Here is a 21,757-nt window from a genome sequence, read left to right as displayed (position 1 = left end):
CGTCCGCCTCACGCCTCGGCCGGGGCGACCCAGCTGACCGAGACGCTCCAGGAGAGGGACAGGCTGTAGGAGATCGAGATGGAGATGGAGATCGAGCTCTCCTCGGCGGCCTTCACGGAGGTGGTGGCCATCTCCTGGAGGACGGCGTTCGGGGTGGTGTAGGCGGCGTATCCGCCCATCAGGTCACCGGTGTTCATGGGAAACTCCTTGGTCTCGTCCGACGGATTCCTTCCTTTCCCGGAGGGATTTCCGGGCGGCTGCTCCGTCTGCCTCAATAAGACCAGGAAAGGCGGATGCCCCGAAATAGCAGAACTCCGCCGACAATTCCCCGACCTGCCTCCGAATTCCTGCCGGGGCCGGACCCGCCCGCCGCACCCCGATGGCAGTTCACCACCCCCCTGCCAGACAGTTCAGCGCAGGGTGACCTCGGTGGGGCCGTTGAGCGGGGCCAGGGACAGTACGGTCCCGGGGGTGCGCAGCGCGTCGTTGCGCGTGAAGAGGGCGCGGGCCGGCTCGAAGGGGATCTCGTCGTGGCCGCGACCTTGTCGTACAGCGCGCGGATGGCGGCAGCCCGAAGGGCTTCGGGCCGGCCTCGCCCGCCCGGACCGCGCGGCCGTACCCCCTTGACCTTGACCCCGGGGCAACCCGCACGGTGGACCCACGGACCCACGGACCCGGACACCCCGGCGGACCGGCGCTTTCTCCACCGGAAGGGACGGTCATGGAGCTGCTGACCATCGGGGCCTTCGCGAAGGCCGCGCGCCTCTCGCCGAAGGCGCTGCGCCTCTACGACGACCTCGGGCTCCTGCGTCCCGCCCGCGTCGACCCCGCCACCGGCTACCGCTTCTACGCGCCCGCGCAGCTCGAACACGCCCGGCTGGTGGCCTGGCTGCGCCGTCTCGGCATGCCGCTCCAGCGCATCCAGCACGTCTGCGACCTGGATCCGCCCGAGGCCGCGCGCGAGGTCCGCGCCTACTGGGCGCGGGTCGAGGCGGACACCGGCGCCCGCCGCGACCTCGCGGGCTTCCTCATCGACCATCTGTCACGCTCCGGAAAGGACACTTCCATGACGACCGCGCTCACCCTCCGCTACTCCGCCCGCTCCGACGCGGGCCTCGTACGCAACGGCAACCAGGACACCGCGTACGCCGACGCCCGACTGCTCGCCGTCGCCGACGGCTTCGGTCCCGCCGGGGCCCCTGCGGGGGCCGCTGCGATCGACGCGCTCAAACGGCTGGAGACCGGCGGGATTCCGGCCGGCGACATCCTCAACGTCCTTGAGAACGCGGTGGAGTCGGCGGGCCACGCCGTCGCCGTGGCCGCCTCGGGCAATACCGCCCCCGCGGACGCGGGCACCGCGGAGGAGGCGGGCACCACGCTCACCGCGATGCTCTGGACGGGTACGCACCTCGCCCTCGTCCACATCGGCGACTCCCGTGCCTATCTGCTGCGCGCAGGCGAACTCTTCCTGATCACCCACGACCACACGCTGGTCCAGTCGATGGTCGACGAGGGCCGGCTCACCCCGCAGGAGGCCGTCTCCCACCCCCAACGCGCCCTGCTGCTGCGCGCGTTGACCCCCGGCGCCACGCCCGCCGCCGATCTGCGCCTGCACGACGCTGCGCCCGGCGACCGCTATCTGCTGTGTTCCGACGGCCTGTCCGCCGTCGTCCCCGACGACGCCGTCCGCCACGTCCTGACCACGGTCCCGGACCCGGACGACGCCACCCGCGCGCTGATCGCCCTGGCCAACGACGCGGGCGGCCCCGACAACATCAGCTGCGTCGTCGCCGACGTCGTCCCAACGCCCGCCGCGTAGCCGGGGCGGAGCCGCCGGCGAAGGCCCCAGGCCCATTCACGGCGAAGGGGCCGCGGCCCCGACCAGCAGACCGGACGCGAACGAGATCACCCCGGACAGCGGCACCCACCGCCGGCCGCGTCGTACGCCTTCGCGGCGCGTCCGGGTCCGCCACGGAGATCGCCGCCCCACGGAAGGCCCGCTCGCGGGCCCGCGCCACCGGCCGGAGCATGACGGCGGTGGCGCTCAGCACGGCCGGCCCGGCGGACCCCGCCGACTTCCACCCGGTCAAGGTCGCCGCGTACGTCCCGGTACGCGTGTCGCGGGCGATCAATCGTTAGCGAAAACGGCCCCTTCGGAGACCGTACGGGCGTAATGTCGTCTGTCGCCCAGGGAGTTGAGCTGACGGGAGATCAGAGATGCAAGCCCTGACGGCGAGTTGGGGAGCCTGGATGTCGGCGTACGAGAAGCACTGCGCCTCGCTCCCCGCCCCCGCCGACACGTCCTGTCCGAGCTGCGGGGCCACCGGACTCCGCCTCGCCTTCTCCGGTTCGGCGAAGGACCGCGTCGGCTACGCGTCCTTCTGGTGCGACGCGTGCCTCGTCGGCGTCCATCTGAGCCGGTGCGCGGTACCGGACGGCGTACCGATGGACTCCGTCCACACCCCGGTCGAGGAGCGCGCGGTACGCATCCCCGACTACACGCTCGTCTGGCCGGACGACCACGACTGACCGGACCGCGACAGACCCGTCCCAAGGACGGCCGGCACCGCCCCGAACCTCAGACCAGCCGCCTCGCCGTCGCCCACCGCGTGAGCTCGTGCCGGTTCGACAGCTGAAGCTTCCGCAGCACCGCCGAGACATGCGACTCGACCGTCTTCACCGAGATGAACAGCTGCTTGGCGATCTCCTTGTACGCGTACCCGCGCGCGATCAGCCGCAGCACCTCGCGCTCGCGCTGGGTGAGCCGGTCCAGGTCCTCGTCGACCGGCGGCGCGTCCGTGGAGGCGAAGGCGTCGAGCACGAAACCGGCCAGCCGCGGCGAGAAGACCGCGTCACCGTCACGGACCCGGAAGATCGAGTTGATCAGGTCGGGACCCGTGATGGTCTTGGTGACATAGCCCCGCGCGCCACCGCGGATGACGCCGATCACATCGTCCGCCGCGTCGGACACCGACAGCGCGAGAAACCGCACCGGCCGCTCCGGGTCCGCCGACAGCGCGGCGCAGCGCCGCAGCACCTCCACCCCGCCGCCGCCCGGCAGGTGCACATCGAGCAGCACGACCTCGGGGCGGGTCGCGGTGACGACGGCGACCGCCTGGTCGACGTCGGCCGCCTCGCCGACGACCTCGACGCCGGTCTCCGCGGTGGTGCCGATCTCCGCCTGGACGCCGGTACGGAACATCCGGTGGTCGTCGACGAGCACCACCCGTACCCGCCGCTCCTCCGCGTTGGACGTCATACCGCCACCCTCTCCATCTCCAGTTCGACTTCCGTACCGCCGCCGGGCGCGGAACGCAGCCGCGCCTCACCGCCGTTGCGCTGCATCCTGCCGATGATCGACTCCCGTACGCCCATGCGGTCGTCCGGGACCTGGTCGAGGTCGAATCCGGGGCCGTGGTCACGCACGGAGACGAAGACCTTGCCCTCCTCGACCTCGGCGTAGACCTGGACCGCCTCCCCTGCCGTACCGCCACCGTACTTGGCCGCGTTGACCATCGCCTCGCGCGCGGCCTGCATCTGCGCCACCAGGCGTTCGTCCAGCGGGCAGTCGCCGACGCAGACCACCTCCACCGGCACCCCGTGCGCGTCCTCGACCTCGGCGGCCGCGGCCCGTACGGCGGCGGCCAGGGTGGTCGGCTCGTCGTCGCGGCCGGTGCCCTCGGGGCGGTAGAGCCAGGCGCGCAGCTCGCGTTCCTGGGCGCGGGCGAGGCGGGCGACCTCGCGGGGCTCCTCGGCGTGCCGCTGGATCAGGGTGAGGGTGTGCAGTACGGAGTCGTGCACATGTGCGGCGACCTCCGCGCGCTCCTGGGCCCGGATACGCATCAGCCGCTCCGCCGACAGGTCCTGGGTGATCCGCACCAGGTACGGGCCCGCGATGAGCGCGACGCCGACGAGTACGGCCAGAGCTGCCTGGAGGATGCCGCCGAGGTGGCTGCCGGAGCCGCGGACGACGATGAAGCCGGTGACGCCCGCGACGACCAGGGCGACCCCGGCCGCGGCCCTGGCCAGCGGCCAGAAGCGCTTGCCGTGGCTCATCTCGACCCAGCGTGCCTTGCGGGCGTTGTCGGCCTGCCGCCAGACCAGGGCGACGCCGAGCGCGATGACGAGCAGCGGCCACACCGCGCGGTTCGCGGCCCCGAGGTTGAGGTTGTCGACGAGGATGCCGGTGCCGACGGCCAGCGCGATCAGGGCCATGATCTGGCCCTTGTCCGGGCGCTTGCCCGCCAGCCAGGAACGAGCGTCGCGCGGCTCCTTCGCCTCGGCGACCCCGCCGATGCCGAGCGGCACGAAGAACCAGAAGACGGCGTAGAGCAGCAGCCCGATGCCGTTGAAGGAGGCGAGGACGACGAACAGCACCCGTACCCACAGCACCGGCAGCCCGAGGTGGCCGGCCAGCCCGCGGGCCACTCCGCCGACGAGCCGGCCCTCGGAGCTGCGGTAGAGCTTGCGCACCCCGGCGTCGTCGGGCGCGGGCGCGGAGAGGAAGGAGGCTCCGGACACGGCCCCGGACACGCTCCCGGGGACACCGCCGGACGCGCCGGGCATCCCGACGCCCCCGGGCGCCCCCGGACCTCCGGGACCGCCGGGCGATCCGGTCCCCGCGGAGGGCGGGCTGCTCGCTGACATACCCCCGATCGTCACACAGCGCGCGGTGAACGGGCATCAGGGTTGACCCCCGAGGTCTGCCCCGGAGCCCGGGCAGGCCCCCAGGGGTCGGATCAGGGTCGTACCAGGGTCGGGCCGGGTGCCGGGGGCGCACCCGACCGGTCACCATGGTCGTATGACGGACCAGCCCAGCGAACCGAGCCCGCCCCCGGCGGAAGACGCCGCGCCCGGCGGAGCCACGATCGCCCCGGACCGGGAGAGCCCGGGGGGCCAGGGCCCGGCGGGCGCCGGGCACACCGCGAAAGCCGAGGGAAGCCCGGAAGACGCCGACCCCGACCGCCCCCGCCTCACCCGCGGCGCCGCCGACCGGAAGGTCCTGGCCGGTGTCTGCCACGGCGCCGGCCGCCACTTCGACGTCGACCCCGTCATCTTCCGCGTCGTCCTCGTCGTCCTGTCCCTCACCGGAGGCATCGGTCTGATCGTCTACGGCATGGGCTGGCTGGTCATCCCGCAGGAGGGCGAGGAGCAGAGCGAGGCCCACCGGCTGCTGTCCGGCCGGATCGAGGGCGCCCCGCTGACCGCCGTACTGATGGCGCTGGTCGGCTGCGGGCTGTACGCGTCGATGCTCGGCAACGGCGCCAACCAGGCGTTCTCGCTGATCCTGCTCACCGCGACGGCCGGCGCCGTGTACTGGTCGCAGCAGCGCCGCCGGATGGAGGCGGCCGGCGAGGCGCCCTCGGTCACGGCGAGCGCGGTGGTCGACGCGCCCCCCGCCGCCCAGCCGCCCCCGGCGCCCGGCGGTTCGCCGTCCTGGTGGCGCGGCCCGCTGACGAAGGAGCCGTCGTATCTGTGGGGCCCGGACGACGGCCCCTACGGCGAGGCGGACAAGCAGGCGTGGCGCGAGCGGAAGAAGGCGGTCCGCCGTGAGCGGTCCTGGGGCTTCCCGCTGGTCCTCTTCCTGCTCGCGGTGACCGCCGCGTCGGCCGGCACCTGGGCGTCCTGGGCGTACCAGCCGGTGGGGGTGAGTCTGGAGATCGGCCTGGCCGCGGCGCTCGCCGTCTTCGGCACGGGATTCGTGATCTCGTCCTTCGCCGGGCGGGCGCGCGGCGGCACCGCCGTCATGTCGGTGCTGACGGTCGCCGCGCTGATCGGAGCGGCGACGCTGCCCAGAACCGGGCACGGCGTCGGCTCCACCACCTGGCAGCCGACCACCACGGCCTCGGTACGGCAGTCCTACGAAGTCGGTACGGGCATCGGCACGCTGGACCTGACCCGGCTGCCGCTGAACGGCGCCACGGTGACGATCCGGATGAAGGTCGGCGCCGGCCAGGCGGTGGTGCGGCTGCCGGAGAACGCGACCACGCACCTCCACTACAGCTTGCGCCTCGGTGAGGTCGTCCTGCCCGGGAAGGTCAATCACGGCGTGCGGATCCAGTCCGACCAGAGAGCCCGGCTGACCCTGGCCCCACCGCCCGGTACAACGTCCACCGGGACGATCGATCTGCGGGTCACCGTCGGCGTCGGCCAGTTGAAGGTGATCCGGTGAAGCGGCACCGCTTCGAACCCGCGGCCCTGGTGATGGGCCTGGTACTGCTCGCCCTGGCCGCGGCGTTCGTCCTGGACGTGTGCGGGGTGTGGGACCTGTCCGACCCCCGCCGTACGGCACCGTGGGCGGGCGGCGGGCTGGCGCTCGCCGCGGCCGCCACGGTGGTCACGCAGGCGGTACGGACCGTACGGGGTCTGCGGCGGAGACGGCGGCGGACGTAGCGACCGTAAGGCCGGGCAGCGCGCCGGCCCGGCGGCGGACGAGCAGTCCGTCGAGCGAGAGATACGGCGTGCCCGCGAGCACCAGCGGCAGCCAGGCGATCAGATAGGGAAGGTCGTTGCCGTAGTAGTAAGGGGTCGTGGACCAGCTCATCGTCAGCCACAGGCTCAGCGAGATCGCCGCGCCGCCCAGGGCCGCGACCCGGCCGAGCAGTCCGACCAGCGCGCCGAGCCCGGCCGCCAGTTCGCCGATCGCGATGAGGTAGCCGAAGCCGTGCGGGGCCTTGAGCGCCAGGTCGATCATGCCGGGGATCGCGGCCTGGTCATGGCTGGCGTGCAGAATCTGGACCAGGGAGCCGTTGGCGGAGTCGGTGAAGAAGGAGTTGCTGGTCAGCTTGTCGAGTCCGGCATAGACAAAGGTCACACCAAGAAAGATCCGCAAGGGCAGCAGTGCGTAACGACGCGCGGTTTCCCGCCACACCTCAAGCATCGTCTCCCGCCTCTCCCACCGTCCGTGCCTCCGGGCGGAGACCAGTCTTCCGGTACGGCGGCATCACCGGGCTATACGTACACCCGCTCGCTGTGACTCAACGCGGGGCCGGAAATTCCGGACGCTGCCGGACTCCGGCCCCGACGGTCACGCGTTTCGCGCGCGTCACTCCCACTCGATGGTGCCCGGGGGCTTGCTGGTGATGTCCAGCGTGACCCGGTTGACGTCCTTGACCTCGTTGGTGATGCGGGTGGAGATCCGGGCCAGCACGTCGTAGGGCAGCCGGGACCAGTCGGCGGTCATGGCGTCCTCGGAGGAGACCGGGCGCAGCACGATCGGGTGGCCGTAGGTGCGGCCGTCGCCCTGGACGCCGACCGAGCGGACGTCGGCGAGCAGCACGACCGGGCACTGCCAGATCTCGCGGTCCAGGCCGGCCGCGGTCAGCTCCTCACGGGCGATGGCGTCGGCCTCGCGGAGCAGGTCGAGCCGCTCGCGGGTGACCTCGCCGACGATCCGGATGCCGAGGCCCGGGCCGGGGAAGGGCTGCCGCTGGACGATCTCGTCGGGCAGACCCAGCTCCTGGCCGACCATCCGCACCTCGTCCTTGAACAGCTTGCGCAGCGGTTCGACGAGCTGGAACCGCAGATCCTCGGGGAGGCCGCCGACGTTGTGGTGCGACTTGATGTTGGCGGTGCCGGTGCCGCCGCCGGACTCGACCACGTCGGGGTAGAGGGTGCCCTGGACCAGGAACTCGACCGGCTGGTCGCCCGGGGCCTCGGCGACGATCTCGGCCTGCGCCTGCTCGAAGACCCGGATGAACTCCCGGCCGATGATCTTGCGCTTCTGCTCGGGGTCGGAGATTCCGGCCAGCGCGGTCAGAAAGCGCTCGGAGGCGTCCACGACCTTGAGCTGGACGCCGGTCGCGGCCACGAAGTCCTTCTCGACCTGCTCGGTCTCGCCCTTGCGCATCAGGCCGTGGTCGACGTAGACGCAGGTCAGCTGGTCGCCGATGGCCTTCTGGACGAGGGCGGCGGCGACCGCGGAGTCCACGCCGCCGGAAAGGCCGCAGATCGCCCGGCTGGTGCCGACCTGCGCGCGGATCAGGGCGATCTGCTCGTCCACGACATTGCTGGTGGTCCAGGTCGGCGTGAGGCCGGCGCCGCGGTAGAGGAAGTGCTCCAGGATCTGCTGGCCGTGCGTGGAGTGCAGCACCTCGGGGTGGTACTGGACGCCGTAGAGCCGCTTCTCGTCGTTCTCGAAGGCCGCGACGGGTACGACATCGGTGGCCGCGGTGACCTTGAAGCCCTCGGGCGCGGCCGAGCAGGCGTCGCCGTGGGACATCCACACCGACTGCTCGGCGGGGGTGCCCTCGAAGAGCGTGGAGCCGGGCCGGGAGACGGACAGCGCGGTACGGCCGTACTCACGGGCGCCGGTGTTGTCGACGGTCCCGCCGAGGGTGGTGGCCATCAGCTGGAAGCCGTAGCACATGCCGAAGACCGGGACCCCGGCCTCGAACAGCGCCCGGTCGAGCGTCGGGGCGCCCTCGGCGTAGACGGAGGACGGGCCGCCGGACAGGATGATCGCCTTCGGCCGCTTGGCCAGCATCTCGGCGACCGGCATGGTCGAGGGCACGATCTCGCTGTACACCCGGGCCTCGCGGACGCGGCGGGCGATGAGCTGGGCGTACTGCGCCCCGAAGTCGACGACCAGCACGGTGTCGGTCTCGGTGTCCGGGGTGCGGTCGGGGGCGGCTGGGGACGCTGATGCCACGGGCGGCCTTCCGGCGGTTGGTGCGGGGATCCAGGACCTGTCGGCCCTGTGCCCGATTCTACCGGTGACGCGGTAAGCGCCTTGCGCCCCCGTGGGGGCGGTGGTCCATACTGGCGCCATGCAGACGTCCACCTTCGCGTTTACCTATGGCACCGGCCGGTCCGGCTGCCGTGGTCGCGTCGTGTGAACTGCTGACGAGCGACTTTCCAGGCGCCCCGGGCCACTCGGCCCGGGGCGCCTTTCGCGTCCTCCGAGGCCGGGATCCGGGTCCGTGACACCAGTCCGTGACACCACCACCGGACACCGAACCGAGGAGCAGACCGTGACCGACACCACTGCGGCGGGCGGGACCATGACGGAAGCCGAGACCGTGATCGCCGACCACCGCGCCCGTATCGACGATCTCGACACGCGGATCATCGCCCTGGTCCGGGAGCGGATGGCCGTCTCCGGCGAGATCCAGCGGGCCAGGATCGGGGCCGGCGGCCGCCGGGTCCATCTGGCCCGCGAGATGGACATCCTGCGCGCGTACGGCGACGCGCTCGGCCGGCCGGGCACCGCGCTGGCCATGACGCTGCTCGAACTGTCCCGCGGCCGGGTCTGAGGCGGCGGGCGCGCAGGCCGGGTCGTCGAGGGGCACGCGGGCGGTCGGGTACGGCCGTGCGAACCGGGCGCGTAGCCGTGCGAGCGACGACCCTTTCGAGGGGGATCACCCGAACGGCACGTGACCGCCCAGCGACCCCTTCGTTGGAGGGGGTGACCGTGCCAGCCAGGGGCGGCAGCCAACACCACGCGTGGAACTGGACACCGCTCAGACGCAGCTGGGCGGGGTGTGACCGATGCGATGAGGCGGGGGCGGCAAGCGCCCGCCGTGGGACCTCGCATGGGTGCAAGTGACCGGACGGCAGGGGACAGCAGCCCGGTCGCGACTCAAAGAGGCGGTCGGTACCGGGGACGCCCGGGACCGGCCGCTCTGCGGAGTGCCGGACGACACATTACCGCGACTTGACGGAGTTCATGACGTTTTGTGGGTAACCGACCCTATCGGTGGTATGGGCGGCACCGGCAGCAGCGGGAGCCGCAGCGCGCCGAACGCCTCCCCCGGCACCGCCGGGGCGACGGGCGGCACCGCCGCGACCCCGCGATAGGCCGCGCCCTGGGCCGGACGCGGGTCCTGCTCGCCCTTGTTGGGCCACAGCGCCATCGCCCGCTCGGCCTGCGCGGTGATGGTCAGCGACGGATTGACCCCAAGGTTCGCCGATACCGCCGAGCCGTCCACCACATGGATCCCCGGGTGCCCGTACAGCCGGTGGTACGGGTCGATGACGCCGTGCTCCGGGTCCGCCCCGATCGGGCAGCCGCCCAGGAAGTGCGCGGTCATGGGCCGTTCGACGGCCTCGCCGACGTTGCTGCCGGGAAAGCCGTTGATCTCGGCCGCGATCAGCCGGGCCGCCTCCGCGCCCTCGGGAATGTGCGTCGGGTTGGGCGCGCCGTGGCCCTGACGTGCCGTCAGCAGCCCCTTGCCCGGGCCTTTGGCCTTCCGGTACGTGCTCAGCGAGTTGTCACTGGTCTGCATGACCAGGCCGATGATCGTACGTTCCGACCAGCGGTGGTTGGACAGCGCGCGCAGACCGAGCACCGGGTGGCGGACGTTGGCGGCCAGGAACTCCAGCCAGCGCGGCAGCCGTCCGCGGTGGGGCGCGGCCAGGATCGACAGGCTGCCCATCGCGTTGGAGCCGCGGCCGTAGCGGACCGGCTCGATATGGGTGTGGTCGTTGGGGTGCACGGACGAGGTGATGGCCACACCCCGGGTGAAGTCCAGCGGGCGGTCCGGGTGGCGTCTGCGGTAGCGGGCGGGTGTGGTCTGCGCGCCCACCAGGGCCTCGGAGTTGGTCCGGGTCAGGTCGCCGAGCCGCGCCGAGATCCCCGGCAGCCGTCCGGTGTCGCGCATCGTGTGCAGCAGCGTCTGCGTGCCGTACGTGCCCGCCGCGATCACCACCTGACGGGCCCGCAGCACCCGGCGCGGCCCCTTCCTGCGGCGGTCGGTGGGGACGGTGGTGACCAGGTGTCCCCTGCCGGGGTCCTCGGTGAGACCGATGACGGTGGTCATCGGGTGGACGACGGCGCCGGCCCGCTCGGCGAGGTACAGATAGTTCTCGTTCAGGGTGTTCTTGGCGCCGTGCCGGCAGCCGGTCATGCACTCCCCGCACTCGACGCAGGCCCGGCGGGCAGGCCCGGCGCCGCCGAAGTACGGGTCGGGCACCTCGCCGCCGGGCGCGGCCTTCACCCCGCAGGAGCCGTCGCCCTCCCCGCCGACGGCGTCCCCGCCGTCGCCGAAGAACACCCCGACCGGCGCCAGGTGGAAGGTGTCGCCGACCCCCATCCGCTCGGCGGCGGCCCGCAGATGCACGTCGGAGGGTGTGAGCGTCGGGTTGAGCCGCACCCCGAGCATCCGCCGCGCCTGGTCGTAGTACGGCGCCAGCTCCCGCTGCCAGTCGGTGATCGCGCCCCACTGCCGGTCCTGGAAGAAGGCGGCGGGCGGTACGTAGAGGGTGTTGGCGTAGTTCAGCGAGCCGCCGCCGACACCCGCCCCGGCCAGCACCAGGACATGGCCGAGTACATGGATGCGCTGGATGCCGTAGAGGCCGAGGGCGGGGGCCCACAGGTAGTTGCGGACGTCCCAGGAGTTCTTCGGCAACTCCTCGCGGGCGAAGCGGCGGCCCGCCTCCAGGACGCCGACCCGGTAGCCCTTCTCGGCCAGCCGCAGCGCCGCGACGGAACCGCCGAAGCCGGAGCCGACGACGACCACGTCGTAGTCATAGCCCCCGTCGTCGTCCCGGTCGGTGACGTCCCGGCCGGCGTCCTCCACGCCGGCGTCCCGGGCCGGGCTCTGGGCGTGCTCGTCCTGTGACACGGGTCCTCCCATGCGGTTCCGGTACCCGACATGCGGGCGGGGGGTACGGATCGGGTGCGGTTCAGCGCATCCGCAGGGCCTTCATCAGCCGCAGCGAACGGCTCAGGAAGGCGGCGTACCTCTCGTCGTCCATGCCGAGCGCCGGGGCCAGCGGCAGCAGTCGCTGGACGGCCACGGTCTGCGCCTCGGTGTACTTGAGGATGCCCTCGGAGCCGTGCCGGCGCCCGAGCCCGGAGTCCTTCATCCCGCCCATCGGCGAGCGCACGCTGCCGTACGTGGCGGCGTACGCCTCGTTGACGTTGACCGTGCCGGAGCGCAACCGGGCCGCGAGGCGCATTCCGCGGCGGACGTCCCGGGTCCAGACGCTGGAGTTGAGGCCGTAGTCGGTGGCGTTGGCGCGCTCGACCGCCTCCTCCTCGTCGTGGAAGCGGTAGACGGAGACGACCGGGCCGAAGGTCTCCTCGGCGCACACCGCCATCGGGGGCTCGACGCCGTCCAGCACGGTCGGCTCGTAGACGTACGGGCCGATGTCCGGGCGCGGGCGGCCGCCGGTCAGCACCCGCGCGCCCTTGTCCCTGGCCTCGTCCACATGGCGGGTGACGGTGGCCAACTGCCGCTCACCCGCCAGCGATCCCATGCCGGCGCCGTACGCGAGGGACGTGCCGAGCCTGATCGCCCGGGTCCGCGCGACGAACTTCGCCACGAAGGCGTCCGCGACCGACTCGTCCACCAGCAGCCGTTCGATGGAGATGCACAGCTGCCCGGCGGAGGCGAAGCAGGCCCGGACCGCGCCGTCGGCGGCCTTGTCGAGGTCGGCGTCGCGCAGCACCAGCAGGGCGTTCTTGCCGCCGAGTTCGAGGGAGGCGCCGACCAGCCGGGCCGCCGCGCGCTGGGCCACCTCGCGGCCGGTGCGGGTGGAGCCGGTGAAGGACACATAGTCGGCGTGCTCGACCACGGCGGGGCCGACCACCGGCCCCTCGCCGATCACGATCTGCCACACATCGGCGGGCAGCCCGGCCTCAATCAGCTGTTCACGGGCCCACAGCGCGGTCAGCGCGGTCTCGGTGTCGGGCTTCATCACCACGGCGTTGCCTGCGGCGAAGGCGGGCAGCGCGTCGCCGACGGACAGCTCCAGCGGGTAGTTCCAGGGCGCGATCTGCCCGACCACCCCGCGCGGCTGCCGCAGCTCGACGGCCCTGGTCAGGGCGGGGATGGCGCCGGTGTGCCGCTTGGGCCCGAGGTAGGAGGGGGCCTTGCGGCCGTAGTGCCGGGCGGCCATCGCGACCACCTGCACCTCCTCATGGGCGTGCAGCCGGGCCTTGCCGGTCTCCAGCTGGATGAGGTCGAGCACCTCGTGCTGCCGGGAGAGCACCAGGTCGTGGAAGCGCAGCAGGACGGCGGCGCGCTCGCGTACGGGGGTGGCGGCCCATGCCCGCTGGGCCTGTCGGGCCCGCGCATAGGCGACGGCGACCTCGTCGGGGGTGGCCTCGGGCAGATCGGCCAGCTTCTCCCCGGTCAGCGGGGTGTGGTTCGCGGTGCGGCCGGAGCCGATCACCCCGCGGGTCAGCCGGGCGACGAGATCGGGCGTGACGACGTCCCCCGGGCCGCGCGTGACGGCCGGCCGCGGCGCGACGGGGTTGTCGGTGGCGCCGTCGGCGAGGGGGGTGCTGAGCTCCGGCGAATCCGTCATGCGGCGAGATTACGGCGGCCGGGCGGCTGTGGATACCCGTCAGTAGCCACTTTTTCGATGATTCACGCAACTAAGCCAGCAATCAGTGGCTGTATTCGCATCGCCGCAGGTCGCCCCGGCGTAACCACCGGTACGACAAAGGGGCCGGTCGGGGCGGCCGCGGGGTACGGAGGGCGTGCGCGACCGGATAGGTCACCCGGACCCCTGCCCGTCGGAAGACCGCCCGGGCGGATCACCCGGACGGATCAGTCGGACGGATCAGCCTGTCGGTGTGTACGTCTCCACGGCCCGGTCGAACGCGGCCTGGACGGAGGCGCGCTGCGTGTCGAGGCCCGTGACGAAGACCACGTGGTAGCGGCCGTCGACCAGGATGGCGAGGTTGCGGGCGTACAGCGAACGCCCGGCCGCGTCCCGGTAGGTGTACTCGCCCTCGGCGGCGGGGTGGCCGCGCAGGGTCAGGGACTCCAGGCCCGAGGCGGAGGACCAGGAGGAGGCGCGGAAGTCGGCGAGTTCGGGCTCGTTCAGCTGATAGCCCACCGGGTCGTTGCCGTGCGCGGCGGCGGTGTCCCGGCCGGGCACGACGGTCAGCCGCAGGTCGCCGCCGGAGTAGCGCACCTCGCCCTGGCCGTTCGCACCCGTGCGCTGCCAGCCGGTGTGGACCGCGACCGTGAAGCCCGCCGGATCGGTGCGCAGCGCGAAGTCGCCGCCGAGGTCGGGCGGCGGGGTCACGGTGGTCCGGCCGGCCGGGGGCTTCGCGGCGGCGCTCGTCGGCGCCTTGGAGGGTGCCTTGGTCGCCGGGGCGGTTGTCGGGGCTGTTGTCGGATCGTGTTTCCCGCCGCCGGAGCCGGGCATCTGCGCGGGCACCTGACGGTCCCCGCCGGCGCCGTCCGTCACGGCGTCCCGGTGCGGCATGATCAGCAGGGCGTAGGCCACCACCGCCGCGAGGACGACCAGCAGCGCGATCAGCAGCCGGGCGCCGAGCCTGCGTGGCGGCTCTTCGCTGCCGTCGGGCCTGCGGTAGACGACGTCCTCTTCGTGGTACTGCGGCGGCCGGACCGCGCGCGGCGGCGCGGCGCTCTCGTGCGCGGTGCGGGTGACGGCGGCCTTCTGGGACGCGCCGACCGCCTTGGGCGGCTTGGCGGTCTTCACCGGCCGATCGGCCCTGGCCGTCTTGACCGGCCGGGCCTGCTTGCCGCGGGCGTGACGACGGTGCTGCGCGCCGGAGGGATCGTCGGCGGACTGCTGCCTGCGCCGCCGGCGGACCAGCTCGCCCCTGCGCCGCTTGACCGGCAGCTTCGCCGGGTCGGCGGGCACCTGGACGGCGCTGACGCCGAGGTCGGGCTCGGGCGCGGACCGGATCAGGGAGCGCAGCCATCCGCCCAGCTCCTCGGCCTCGGGCCGCTCCTCGGGGTCCGGGCGCAGCAGCGACTCGACGACCGGCCGCAGCGGGCCGCAGTCCTCGGCGAAGGCGGGCGGCTCGGCACACACCAGCTGGACGAGTTCGGCGGCGCTCTCCTCGGGGAAGGGCGGGTGGCCCTGGACGCTGCGGAACAGCAGCGAGCCGAGCGCCCACAGGTCGGCGGCGGGGCCGACCGGCGGGGACAGCCGCCAGTTCTCGTGCACCTCGTGGGCCTGTTCGGGCGCCCAGCGCTCGGTGACGGCGCCGACGACGGTGATCCGGTTCTGCCGGGCCCGTTCCTGTTCGAGCGCGGACCGCGGGCCGTGCCAGGTCAGCTCGGCGCCGCCGGCCAGCACCTGTTCGGGCAGCGGGTCGTAGCCGCACAGCGCCTCCTGGGCGGCGCCCGCGGCCAGGCCGCCGAGCATGGAGCGGCCGTCGTCGCAGACCAGCACCGTGCTTGCGGTGACATTGCGGTGGGTCCAGCCGTGGGCGTGCAGGGCGCGCAGCGCGGTCAGCACGTCGTTGGCGACCTCGGCGGCCCGGAAGGCGTCCAGCGGGCGGTCGGCGAGTAAGGCGGCCAGCGGTCGGGCGGACACCAGTTCGCTCGCGATCCACAGACTGCTGCCCTCGATGAAGATGTCGAAGACCTGGACCAGCCGGGGGTGGTCGGGGATCGCGGCGGCCGCGCGGGCCGCGTCCAGCGCCCGCCGGGCGCTCTCGCTCAGCCCGTCCTCGCCGCCGGGTCCGCCGTCTTCACCCGGCAGTTCGGCGCTGACGACCTCGGGCAGCAGCACCTGCCGGACCAGGACCTCCTGGCCGCTGTAGGTGTCGAAGGCTCTGGTCTCGACGAGTTCGAACTCGTCGGCGGGCGGTCTGGGCAGCCGGTAGCGGTCGGCGAGCACCCGCCCCGCGTATTCGTCCACGGCGCCCCCCTTCCGGCCCGGTCGTCTACTCCACTGAACCGGTCAGATCCGAACGTGAACGTTCACGTTGCGGATGCGGACAGTCCACAGCTACTCACCATACGTGCTATGCGGCCGTTACTCGGCCGGTTTGAAGGTTGCGAAGAAGGTCTTCCGGATCTCCACGCTCTTGTCGCTGCTCCAGGCGTCGACCGGGAAGACCATCAGCAGGGCGTAGCCGTGGTGAGGGTCCGTCACCATGCCGCGGTTCAGGACGTGTACCTGCCTACCCTGCCAGGACCGTTTGTACTCCCAGTCGGCCGCGTCGTAGGTACGGTAATCGGCTTTCCTGACGGAGATCAGCTCGTAGTTCTTGAAGGTCGGGCCCACGTGCGTGGAGTCGTGCTGCCACTGCGCGAGTGCGCTCGGCCCCGGGGTGTGCAGCCAGTCGACCAGCACCTCGTAGCCGCTGCCGTCTCTGTAGAGGGTGCCGCTGTGGTACGGGTTCTTGTCGCTCGCCACCTGGGTCCAGCCCTTGGGCAGCGCGATCGAGTAGCCCTCCGAGCCGGTGACGGTGTGCCAGCCGGCCGGCACCGTGTCGGCGGAGCCGCCCGGCGCGGTCGTGGCGGACTCCGTGGTCGCGGCGGACTCCGTGGTCGCGGGCGCGGAGGAGCCGTCGGGGTCGGGCGCCGACGCGGACTTGTCGTCGGTGCCGACCGCCGCGGTGCCGCCGGTGTGCGTCACGGCGGGCGAGCCCGAGGGCCCGGCCGCGGCGCCCTTCTCCTTGCCGTCGCCGCTGCCGCCGTGTCCGCCGCCGTGGTTGGCGACCGCGATGCCTATGACGGTGCCGAGCACGGCCAGCACGACCGCGACGATCACCAGGGCCAGGGTGCGGCGGGGTACGACATCGGTCAGCGAGGAGGGCGCGGCGCCGGGGGCGTACTCGGAGCCGCCCGGTTCCGCCGCCGGTCCCGCCCCGGCCGCGGCCTTGCGGACCGTACGCAGCGCGTCCCGCACCCGGGCCTGGTCGGCGGCGGGCGCCTTGGGCACGGCGGGCGCGTCGCCCGGGACCGCGGGGGTCCCGCCGGGGGCGGGGTCGTTGGCGAGGACGACAGTGGCGGCGTTGCCGGCCGGGGGCGCGGCCGGCCGGTCGGGGGCTTGCGCGATCGCGGTCAGCAGCGCGCGGGCGCCCGCGTTGTCGAGCCGGCGCGCGGGATCCTTGACGAGCAGTCCGGTGATCACCTCGGCGAGCGGCCCCGCGTTGTCCATCCGGCCGACCGGTTCCGTCATCACCGCGGTGAGCGTGGCGATCGCGGACCCCTTGTCGTACGGGGGGTGGCCCTCGACGGAGGCGTAGAGCAGCGCGCCCAGCGACCACAGGTCTGCGGGCGGGCCGGGCTTCTGGCCCCGGGCGCGTTCGGGCGAGATGTACGAGGGGGCGCCGACGAGCATGCCGGTGGAGGTGACGGAGGGGTCGCCGTCGATCTGGGCGATGCCGAAGTCGCCGAGCACGACCCGCCCTCCCCCGGAGCCTTCGGCCTGGGAGGTGTCCGCGTCGGCGAGCAGGACGTTCGACGGCTTCACATCGCGGTGCAGAATGCCCTCGGCGTGCGCGGCCTTGAGCACGTCGAGCAGGACGAGCCCGATCTCGGCGGCGCGTTTGGGGGTGAGCGGGCCGTCCTCACGGACCGTGTCGGACAGCGACCGGCCCTCGACCAGCTCCATGACGATCCACGGCCGGTCGTCCTCCTCGACCACGTCGAAGACCGTGATCGCGCCCGTGTTGCGGATCCGCGCGGTGGCCTTGGCCTCGCGCAGCGTCCGGGTCACCAGCCGGCGCTTCTCGTCCTCGTCGACATTGCCGGGGAAGCGCAGTTCCTTCACCGCGACGGTACGGCCCAGCGTCTCGTCGACGGCCCGCCAGACCGTCCCCATGCCGCCTCTGCCGAGCACGCCGTTGAGGCGGTACCGGCCGGCGAGTACACGTCCGTCGGTACCTTCGACCTCGCTCATGGGTCCCCTCTGCAGTGCCGGCGGTGGTAAGGCTTGATAGGAGGCCCATCATCCCCGAACGGGGGTTACGGACGCGAACCCGGTCCGGTCAACCGGATTGCCGGAATCCGGCCAGCACGGTGTCGAACACCGCCCGGTATTCCTGCCATTGGCTGTCCGGGGCGGAGAGATAGACGGCGTACTCGGTACCGCCCGGCTTGCCGAACCCGAGGTCGATCGCATGGTACTTGCGCACCGAGCCCTGGAAGGTGAATTCCCAGATGGCCGCCGGATCACCGGACTTGGTGGTCGGGTCCAGCCGCTCGCGGTGGTAGGCGTCCACCTGTGCGCCGGTGTCGGGTTCGAGGTTCTTGAAGTGCTCGTACGGGCTGGTGGCCGCGAAGTCCAGGGCGCTGAGCTTGAGATCGACCAGCTTGGTGGGGTCGATGTAGTCGACCTGGTCGCCGCCGTTGCTGACCTTCTCCGTCCAGCCGTCCGGCACGGGCACGGAGTAGCCGTGGTCGGGGTGCTCGGCGAGGTGGTAGCCGTCGGGAACCGGCGGGGGCTCGGTGGTGGGCGCGGAGGTCGGCGTGGTCGGCGTGGTCGGCGGGGTCGTGACGGGGGTGACCGGCCCGCTGGTGACCGGCCCTGGCGCCCCGGTCGGCCCGCCGTCGCCGCCCGCCTCGGTGGTCGTCCGCAGATGCTGGACGACGACCACGACCCCGGCGCCCAGCACGGCCACGGCGACCGCGGCGGCGATCCAGGGGGCGATACGGCGACGGCGGGGCCTGCCGCTGCCGGGCGAGGAGTAGGGCGGCGGTGTGGACTGCGTGTACGGCGGCGGACCGTACAGGGGGTGCGGCTGGGAGGAGCCGGTCGGCGGGTCGTAGGGACTCGGCGTGTGGGGGTTCTGGACGAGCGGGTTCGGGGTGTGCGGGCCCTGCGTGTACGGCGGGTTCCGCGTGTGCGGCGGGCCGCCGTAGACCGGGTGCGTGTAGTTCGGCGCGGGCGGGCCGGCGGCGCTCTCGGCCGGCGGCTCGGGCCCGCGGGCCGGCGAATCCAGCCGGCCCCGGTCGACCAGCGCGGTCTCCTGCTCGGCCGCCGGTATCCGCAGCATCTGCTCGGCGACCTCGGCGGACAGCCGCTCGGCGGGCTCCTTCACCAGCAGCCCGGCGATCACCTCGGCGAGCGCCCCGGCCCGCAGCGGCGTCCGTACCGGCTCCTCGGCGATGGCGTACGCGGTCTCGATCGCCGTCGGCCGGCGGAAGGGGGACTCGCCCTCGACGGCCTGGTAGAGCGTGGCGCCCAGCGCCCACAGGTCCGCCTCGGGCCCGGGCAGGGCGCCGCGGATGCGCTCGGGGGACAGGAAGTCGATGGAGCCGATGAGTTCGCCGGTGCGGGTCAGGGTGGAGGTGCCGGACGCCTGGGCGATGCCGAAATCGGTGAGCACCACCCGGTCGTCCTCGCCGAGCAGCACATTGCCCGGCTTCACATCGCGGTGCAGCACCCCGGCGCGGTGGGCCGCGCGCAGCGCGGCGACCATGCCCCGGCCGATCCTGGCCGCCTCGGCCGGGGGCAACGGGCCCTGCTCCTTGAGCCGTTCGCCGAGCGTCGCGGAGGGCACGTACTCCATGACGATGGACGGCAGCCCGGCGTCGTCCACCACGTCGTGCACGACGATGACATTGGGGTGGCTGATCCGGGCGGCGGCCCGGGCCTCGCGCCGGGTGCGTTCGAAGACGGTGGCCAACTCGTCGTCGTCCATGTGCGGCTGCGGCGGGTGGATCTTCTTGACGGCGACCTGACGGCCGAGCAGTTCGTCCTCGGCGCGCCAGACCGTACCCATGCCGCCCCGGCCGATCCGCTCCAGCAGCCGGTACCGGCCCGCGACCAACCGTCCCTCGTCGACCTGTCCGCCCATCCGGCGCCCCTCCGCCCGCTCCCCCGACCACGCGACGCGCGTCCGTCCAGACGCCTCGCGTCTAAAGGGGCACGATATCCGGCGCGCCCAGCCGTGCGGCATCCGCGGTCAGATCATCCGGCTGGAGTTGGGACTCGCGCTCGGCCTCGACGCGCTTCTCGTAGTACGCGACCTCGCGGTCGATCTGGCCCGCGTCCCAGCCCAGGACGGGGGCGATCAGCTCGGCCGCCTCCCGGGCGCTGCGGGTGCCCCGGTCGAAGGTCTCGATGGAGATCCGGGTCCGCCGGGTGAGTACGTCCTCCAGGTGGCGGGCGCCCTCGGAGGCCGCCGCGTAGACGATCTCGGCCCGCAGATAGTCGTCGGCGGCCGGCATCGGGGCGCCGAGCGACGGATCGTCGGCGACCAGCGCGAGCACCTCCTCGGCGAGGGCGCCGTACCGGTTGAGCAGGTGCTCGACCCTGGCGACATGCACGCCGGTGCGGGCGGCGGTGCGGGCCCTGGCGTTCCACAGCGCGTGATAGCCCTCGGCGCCCACCAGCGGCACGTCCTCCGTGCAGCAGTCGGCCACCCGGTGGTCCAGCGCGTGCACGGCCTCGTCCACCGCGTCCTTGGCCATCACCCGGTACGTCGTGTACTTGCCGCCGGCCACCACGACCAGGCCGGGGACGGGGTGCGCCACCGTGTGCTCGCGGGAGAGCTTGCTCGTGGCGTCCGACTCGCCGGCCAGCAGCGGGCGCAGCCCGGCGTACACGCCCTGGACGTCGTCCCTGGTCAGCGGGGTCGCCAGCACGGAGTTGAGGTGTTCGAGCAGATAGTCGATGTCGGCGCTGGAGGCGGCCGGGTGGGTCTTGTCCAGCTCCCAGTCGGTGTCGGTGGTGCCGATGATCCAGTGTCTGCCCCACGGGATGACGAAGAGCACGCTCTTCTCCGTACGCAGGATCAGCCCGGTGTTCGAGTGGATCCGGTCCTTCGGCACCACCAGGTGGATGCCCTTGGACGCCCGTACGTGGAACTGCCCGCGTTCGCCTATCAGGGCCTGGGTGTCGTCGGTCCAGACCCCGGTCGCGTTGACCACCTGGCGGGCCCTGACCTCGTACTCGCCCCCCGACTCGGCGTCCTGCACCCGGGCGCCGACCACGCGTTCCCCCTCCCGGAGGAAGCCGATCACCCGGGCCTGGTTGGCGGTCAGCGCGCCGTACGAGGCGGCCGTGCGGACCAGGTGCAGCACGAAGCGGGCGTCGTCGACCTGGGCGTCGTAGTACTGCAACGCCCCGACCAGGGCGTCCTTGCGCAGCGCGGGCGCGACCCGCAGCGCGTGCTTACGGGTCAGATGGCGGTGCACGGGCAGGCCGCGGCCGTGCCCGGAGGAGACGGACATGGTGTCGTACAGCGCGACCCCGGAACCGGCGTAGAGCCGCTCCCACCCCTTGTGCTGGAGCGGGTACAGAAAGGGAACGGGCTTGACCAGGTGCGGGGCCAGCCGCTCCAGCAGCAGACCGCGCTCCTTCAGCGCCTCGCGGACCAGGGCGAAGTCCAGCATCTCCAGATAGCGCAGTCCGCCGTGGATGAGCTTGCTCGACCGGCTGGAGGTGCCGGACGCCCAGTCGCGGGCCTCGACCAGGCCGACGGTCAGTCCGCGGGTGGCGGCGTCCAGCGCGGTGCCCGCGCCGACCACGCCCCCGCCGACCACGAGGATGTCGAGTTCGTGTTCGGCCATCCGGGCCAATGCCTCGGCTCGCTCGGCCGGGCCGAGTGTTGTCGTACGCATCCATGCCTCCGTACCTGCGTCGCTGGGTGGGCGGCTCTCTTCGATAGTGACCGCCCCGGCCCCGCGCGGCCAGCGGCACGGGTGCGCACCGGAGGCGCTTTGTCATGTTTTGCGATGGACAGTTCCGCGTCCGACCGCCGAGCACGCCAACGACCCCCGGCCCTTCCGACCGATACCGCCCGGGACGGCCCGGCGGTCAGCAGGCCCGGAGGTCCGGAGACCTGCGAGGTCCCGGGGCACGGTGGCTCGGTGGGCCCGGCAAGCCCAGACGTCGGGAGACCCGGGATGTTCCGCGGCCCGCAGGCCCGCGGGCTGCGGGCTGCGGGCTCGGGAGGCTTGGCGGTGGGGGTTGGGGGCTGGTTGTGCAGGACCCGGGGCCTGGGGGCGGGCCGCCAGATCACCAGACCCCGGACTACCGGGACTCGGACCTCCCGGGCTTCCGGGCCACCAGGCCACGGGGCCACCCGGACTCGGAGTCTCGGGCCTCGGGGCCTCCCGGGTATCCGGACCTGCGGGCCGCC

General features: G+C 73.0%; 16 protein-coding genes. 5 read left to right on the top strand and 11 right to left on the bottom strand.

The window, feature by feature from the left end; translation table 11 throughout:
* Positions 1-8 precede the first annotated feature (8 nt).
* Positions 9-197 (bottom strand): hypothetical protein, encoded by a 189-nt coding sequence (locus OHA30_RS22150; protein WP_328915595.1) that lies wholly within the window; start codon positions 195-197, stop codon positions 9-11.
* Between the two features lie 524 nt (positions 198-721).
* Between OHA30_RS22150 and OHA30_RS22145 the strand changes: the two genes are divergently transcribed.
* Both OHA30_RS22145 and OHA30_RS22140 read left to right on the top strand, forming a co-directional pair.
* Positions 722-1,819 carry a MerR family transcriptional regulator gene (locus tag OHA30_RS22145; RefSeq protein WP_328915594.1) on the top strand — a complete coding sequence of 366 codons (1,098 nt, stop codon included), beginning with the start codon at positions 722-724 and terminating at the stop codon, positions 1,817-1,819.
* Positions 1,820-2,217: 398 nt separating this feature from the next.
* On the top strand, positions 2,218-2,529 hold the full coding sequence (locus tag OHA30_RS22140) for a hypothetical protein (protein ID WP_328915593.1): 312 nt from the start codon (positions 2,218-2,220) through the stop codon (positions 2,527-2,529).
* Positions 2,530-2,578: 49 nt separating this feature from the next.
* Here OHA30_RS22140 and OHA30_RS22135 read toward each other — a convergent pair whose 3' ends face one another.
* Entirely contained in the window at positions 2,579-3,259 is a 681-nt protein-coding gene (locus tag OHA30_RS22135) for a response regulator transcription factor (protein WP_328915592.1), read from the bottom strand.
* Positions 3,256-4,566: a PspC domain-containing protein gene (locus OHA30_RS22130; protein WP_328915591.1), complete on the bottom strand. Its 1,311-nt coding sequence runs from the start codon at positions 4,564-4,566 to the stop codon at positions 3,256-3,258. The genes OHA30_RS22135 and OHA30_RS22130 overlap by 4 nt, the downstream gene beginning before the upstream one ends.
* 235 nt (positions 4,567-4,801) lie before the next feature.
* Here OHA30_RS22130 and OHA30_RS22125 point away from each other — a divergent pair, with 235 nt between their 5' ends.
* Positions 4,802-6,172, top strand: a complete 1,371-nt coding sequence (locus OHA30_RS22125; protein ID WP_328915590.1) for a PspC domain-containing protein — start codon at positions 4,802-4,804, stop codon at positions 6,170-6,172.
* Positions 6,169-6,393 (top strand): hypothetical protein, encoded by a 225-nt coding sequence (locus OHA30_RS22120; RefSeq protein WP_328915589.1) that lies wholly within the window; start codon positions 6,169-6,171, stop codon positions 6,391-6,393. Before OHA30_RS22125 ends, OHA30_RS22120 begins: the two co-directional genes overlap by 4 nt.
* Here the strand turns inward: OHA30_RS22120 and OHA30_RS22115 are convergent.
* Both OHA30_RS22115 and guaA read right to left on the bottom strand, forming a co-directional pair.
* The gene (locus OHA30_RS22115; RefSeq protein ID WP_328915588.1) at positions 6,338-6,880 is read right to left on the bottom strand and encodes a DoxX family membrane protein; all 543 of its coding nucleotides are present in this window, start codon (positions 6,878-6,880) and stop codon (positions 6,338-6,340) included. The two genes, OHA30_RS22120 and OHA30_RS22115, sit on opposite strands and share 56 nt — an antisense overlap.
* 165 nt (positions 6,881-7,045) lie before the next feature.
* Positions 7,046-8,650 carry a glutamine-hydrolyzing GMP synthase gene (gene guaA / locus OHA30_RS22110; protein ID WP_328915587.1) on the bottom strand — a complete coding sequence of 535 codons (1,605 nt, stop codon included), beginning with the start codon at positions 8,648-8,650 and terminating at the stop codon, positions 7,046-7,048.
* Between the two features lie 271 nt (positions 8,651-8,921).
* On the opposite strand from guaA, the gene OHA30_RS22105 reads away from it, so the two are divergent.
* The gene (locus tag OHA30_RS22105; protein ID WP_328915586.1) at positions 8,922-9,254 is read left to right on the top strand and encodes a chorismate mutase; all 333 of its coding nucleotides are present in this window, start codon (positions 8,922-8,924) and stop codon (positions 9,252-9,254) included.
* Positions 9,255-9,665: 411 nt separating this feature from the next.
* Here the strand turns inward: OHA30_RS22105 and OHA30_RS22100 are convergent, their stop codons facing one another.
* The 6 genes from OHA30_RS22100 to OHA30_RS22075 all read right to left on the bottom strand — a co-directional run bounded on the left by OHA30_RS22100 (position 9,666) and on the right by OHA30_RS22075 (position 21,236).
* The gene (locus OHA30_RS22100) at positions 9,666-11,564 is read right to left on the bottom strand and encodes a GMC oxidoreductase (RefSeq protein WP_405785435.1); all 1,899 of its coding nucleotides are present in this window, start codon (positions 11,562-11,564) and stop codon (positions 9,666-9,668) included.
* Between the two features lie 61 nt (positions 11,565-11,625).
* Positions 11,626-13,254, bottom strand: coding sequence for a succinic semialdehyde dehydrogenase (locus OHA30_RS22095; RefSeq protein WP_328915585.1), 1,629 nt, complete (start codon positions 13,252-13,254; stop codon positions 11,626-11,628).
* A 258-nt stretch (positions 13,255-13,512) separates the two neighbouring features.
* Entirely contained in the window at positions 13,513-15,576 is a 2,064-nt protein-coding gene (locus OHA30_RS22090; protein ID WP_328915584.1) for a protein tyrosine kinase, read from the bottom strand.
* 117 nt (positions 15,577-15,693) lie between these two features.
* On the bottom strand, positions 15,694-17,568 hold the full coding sequence (locus OHA30_RS22085; protein ID WP_328915583.1) for a serine/threonine-protein kinase: 1,875 nt from the start codon (positions 17,566-17,568) through the stop codon (positions 15,694-15,696).
* Positions 17,569-17,656: 88 nt separating this feature from the next.
* The gene (locus OHA30_RS22080; RefSeq protein ID WP_328915582.1) at positions 17,657-19,468 is read right to left on the bottom strand and encodes a serine/threonine-protein kinase; all 1,812 of its coding nucleotides are present in this window, start codon (positions 19,466-19,468) and stop codon (positions 17,657-17,659) included.
* Between the two features lie 61 nt (positions 19,469-19,529).
* Complete coding sequence (locus OHA30_RS22075; RefSeq protein ID WP_328915581.1) at positions 19,530-21,236, bottom strand: glycerol-3-phosphate dehydrogenase/oxidase; 1,707 nt, start codon at positions 21,234-21,236, stop codon at positions 19,530-19,532.
* Positions 21,237-21,757 lie beyond the last annotated feature (521 nt).

Origin of the sequence: Streptomyces sp. NBC_00223, from assembly GCF_036199905.1 — a bacterium.
GTDB lineage: Bacteria > Actinomycetota > Actinomycetes > Streptomycetales > Streptomycetaceae > Actinacidiphila.
This window is presented reverse-complemented; position numbering and strand designations above follow the sequence as displayed.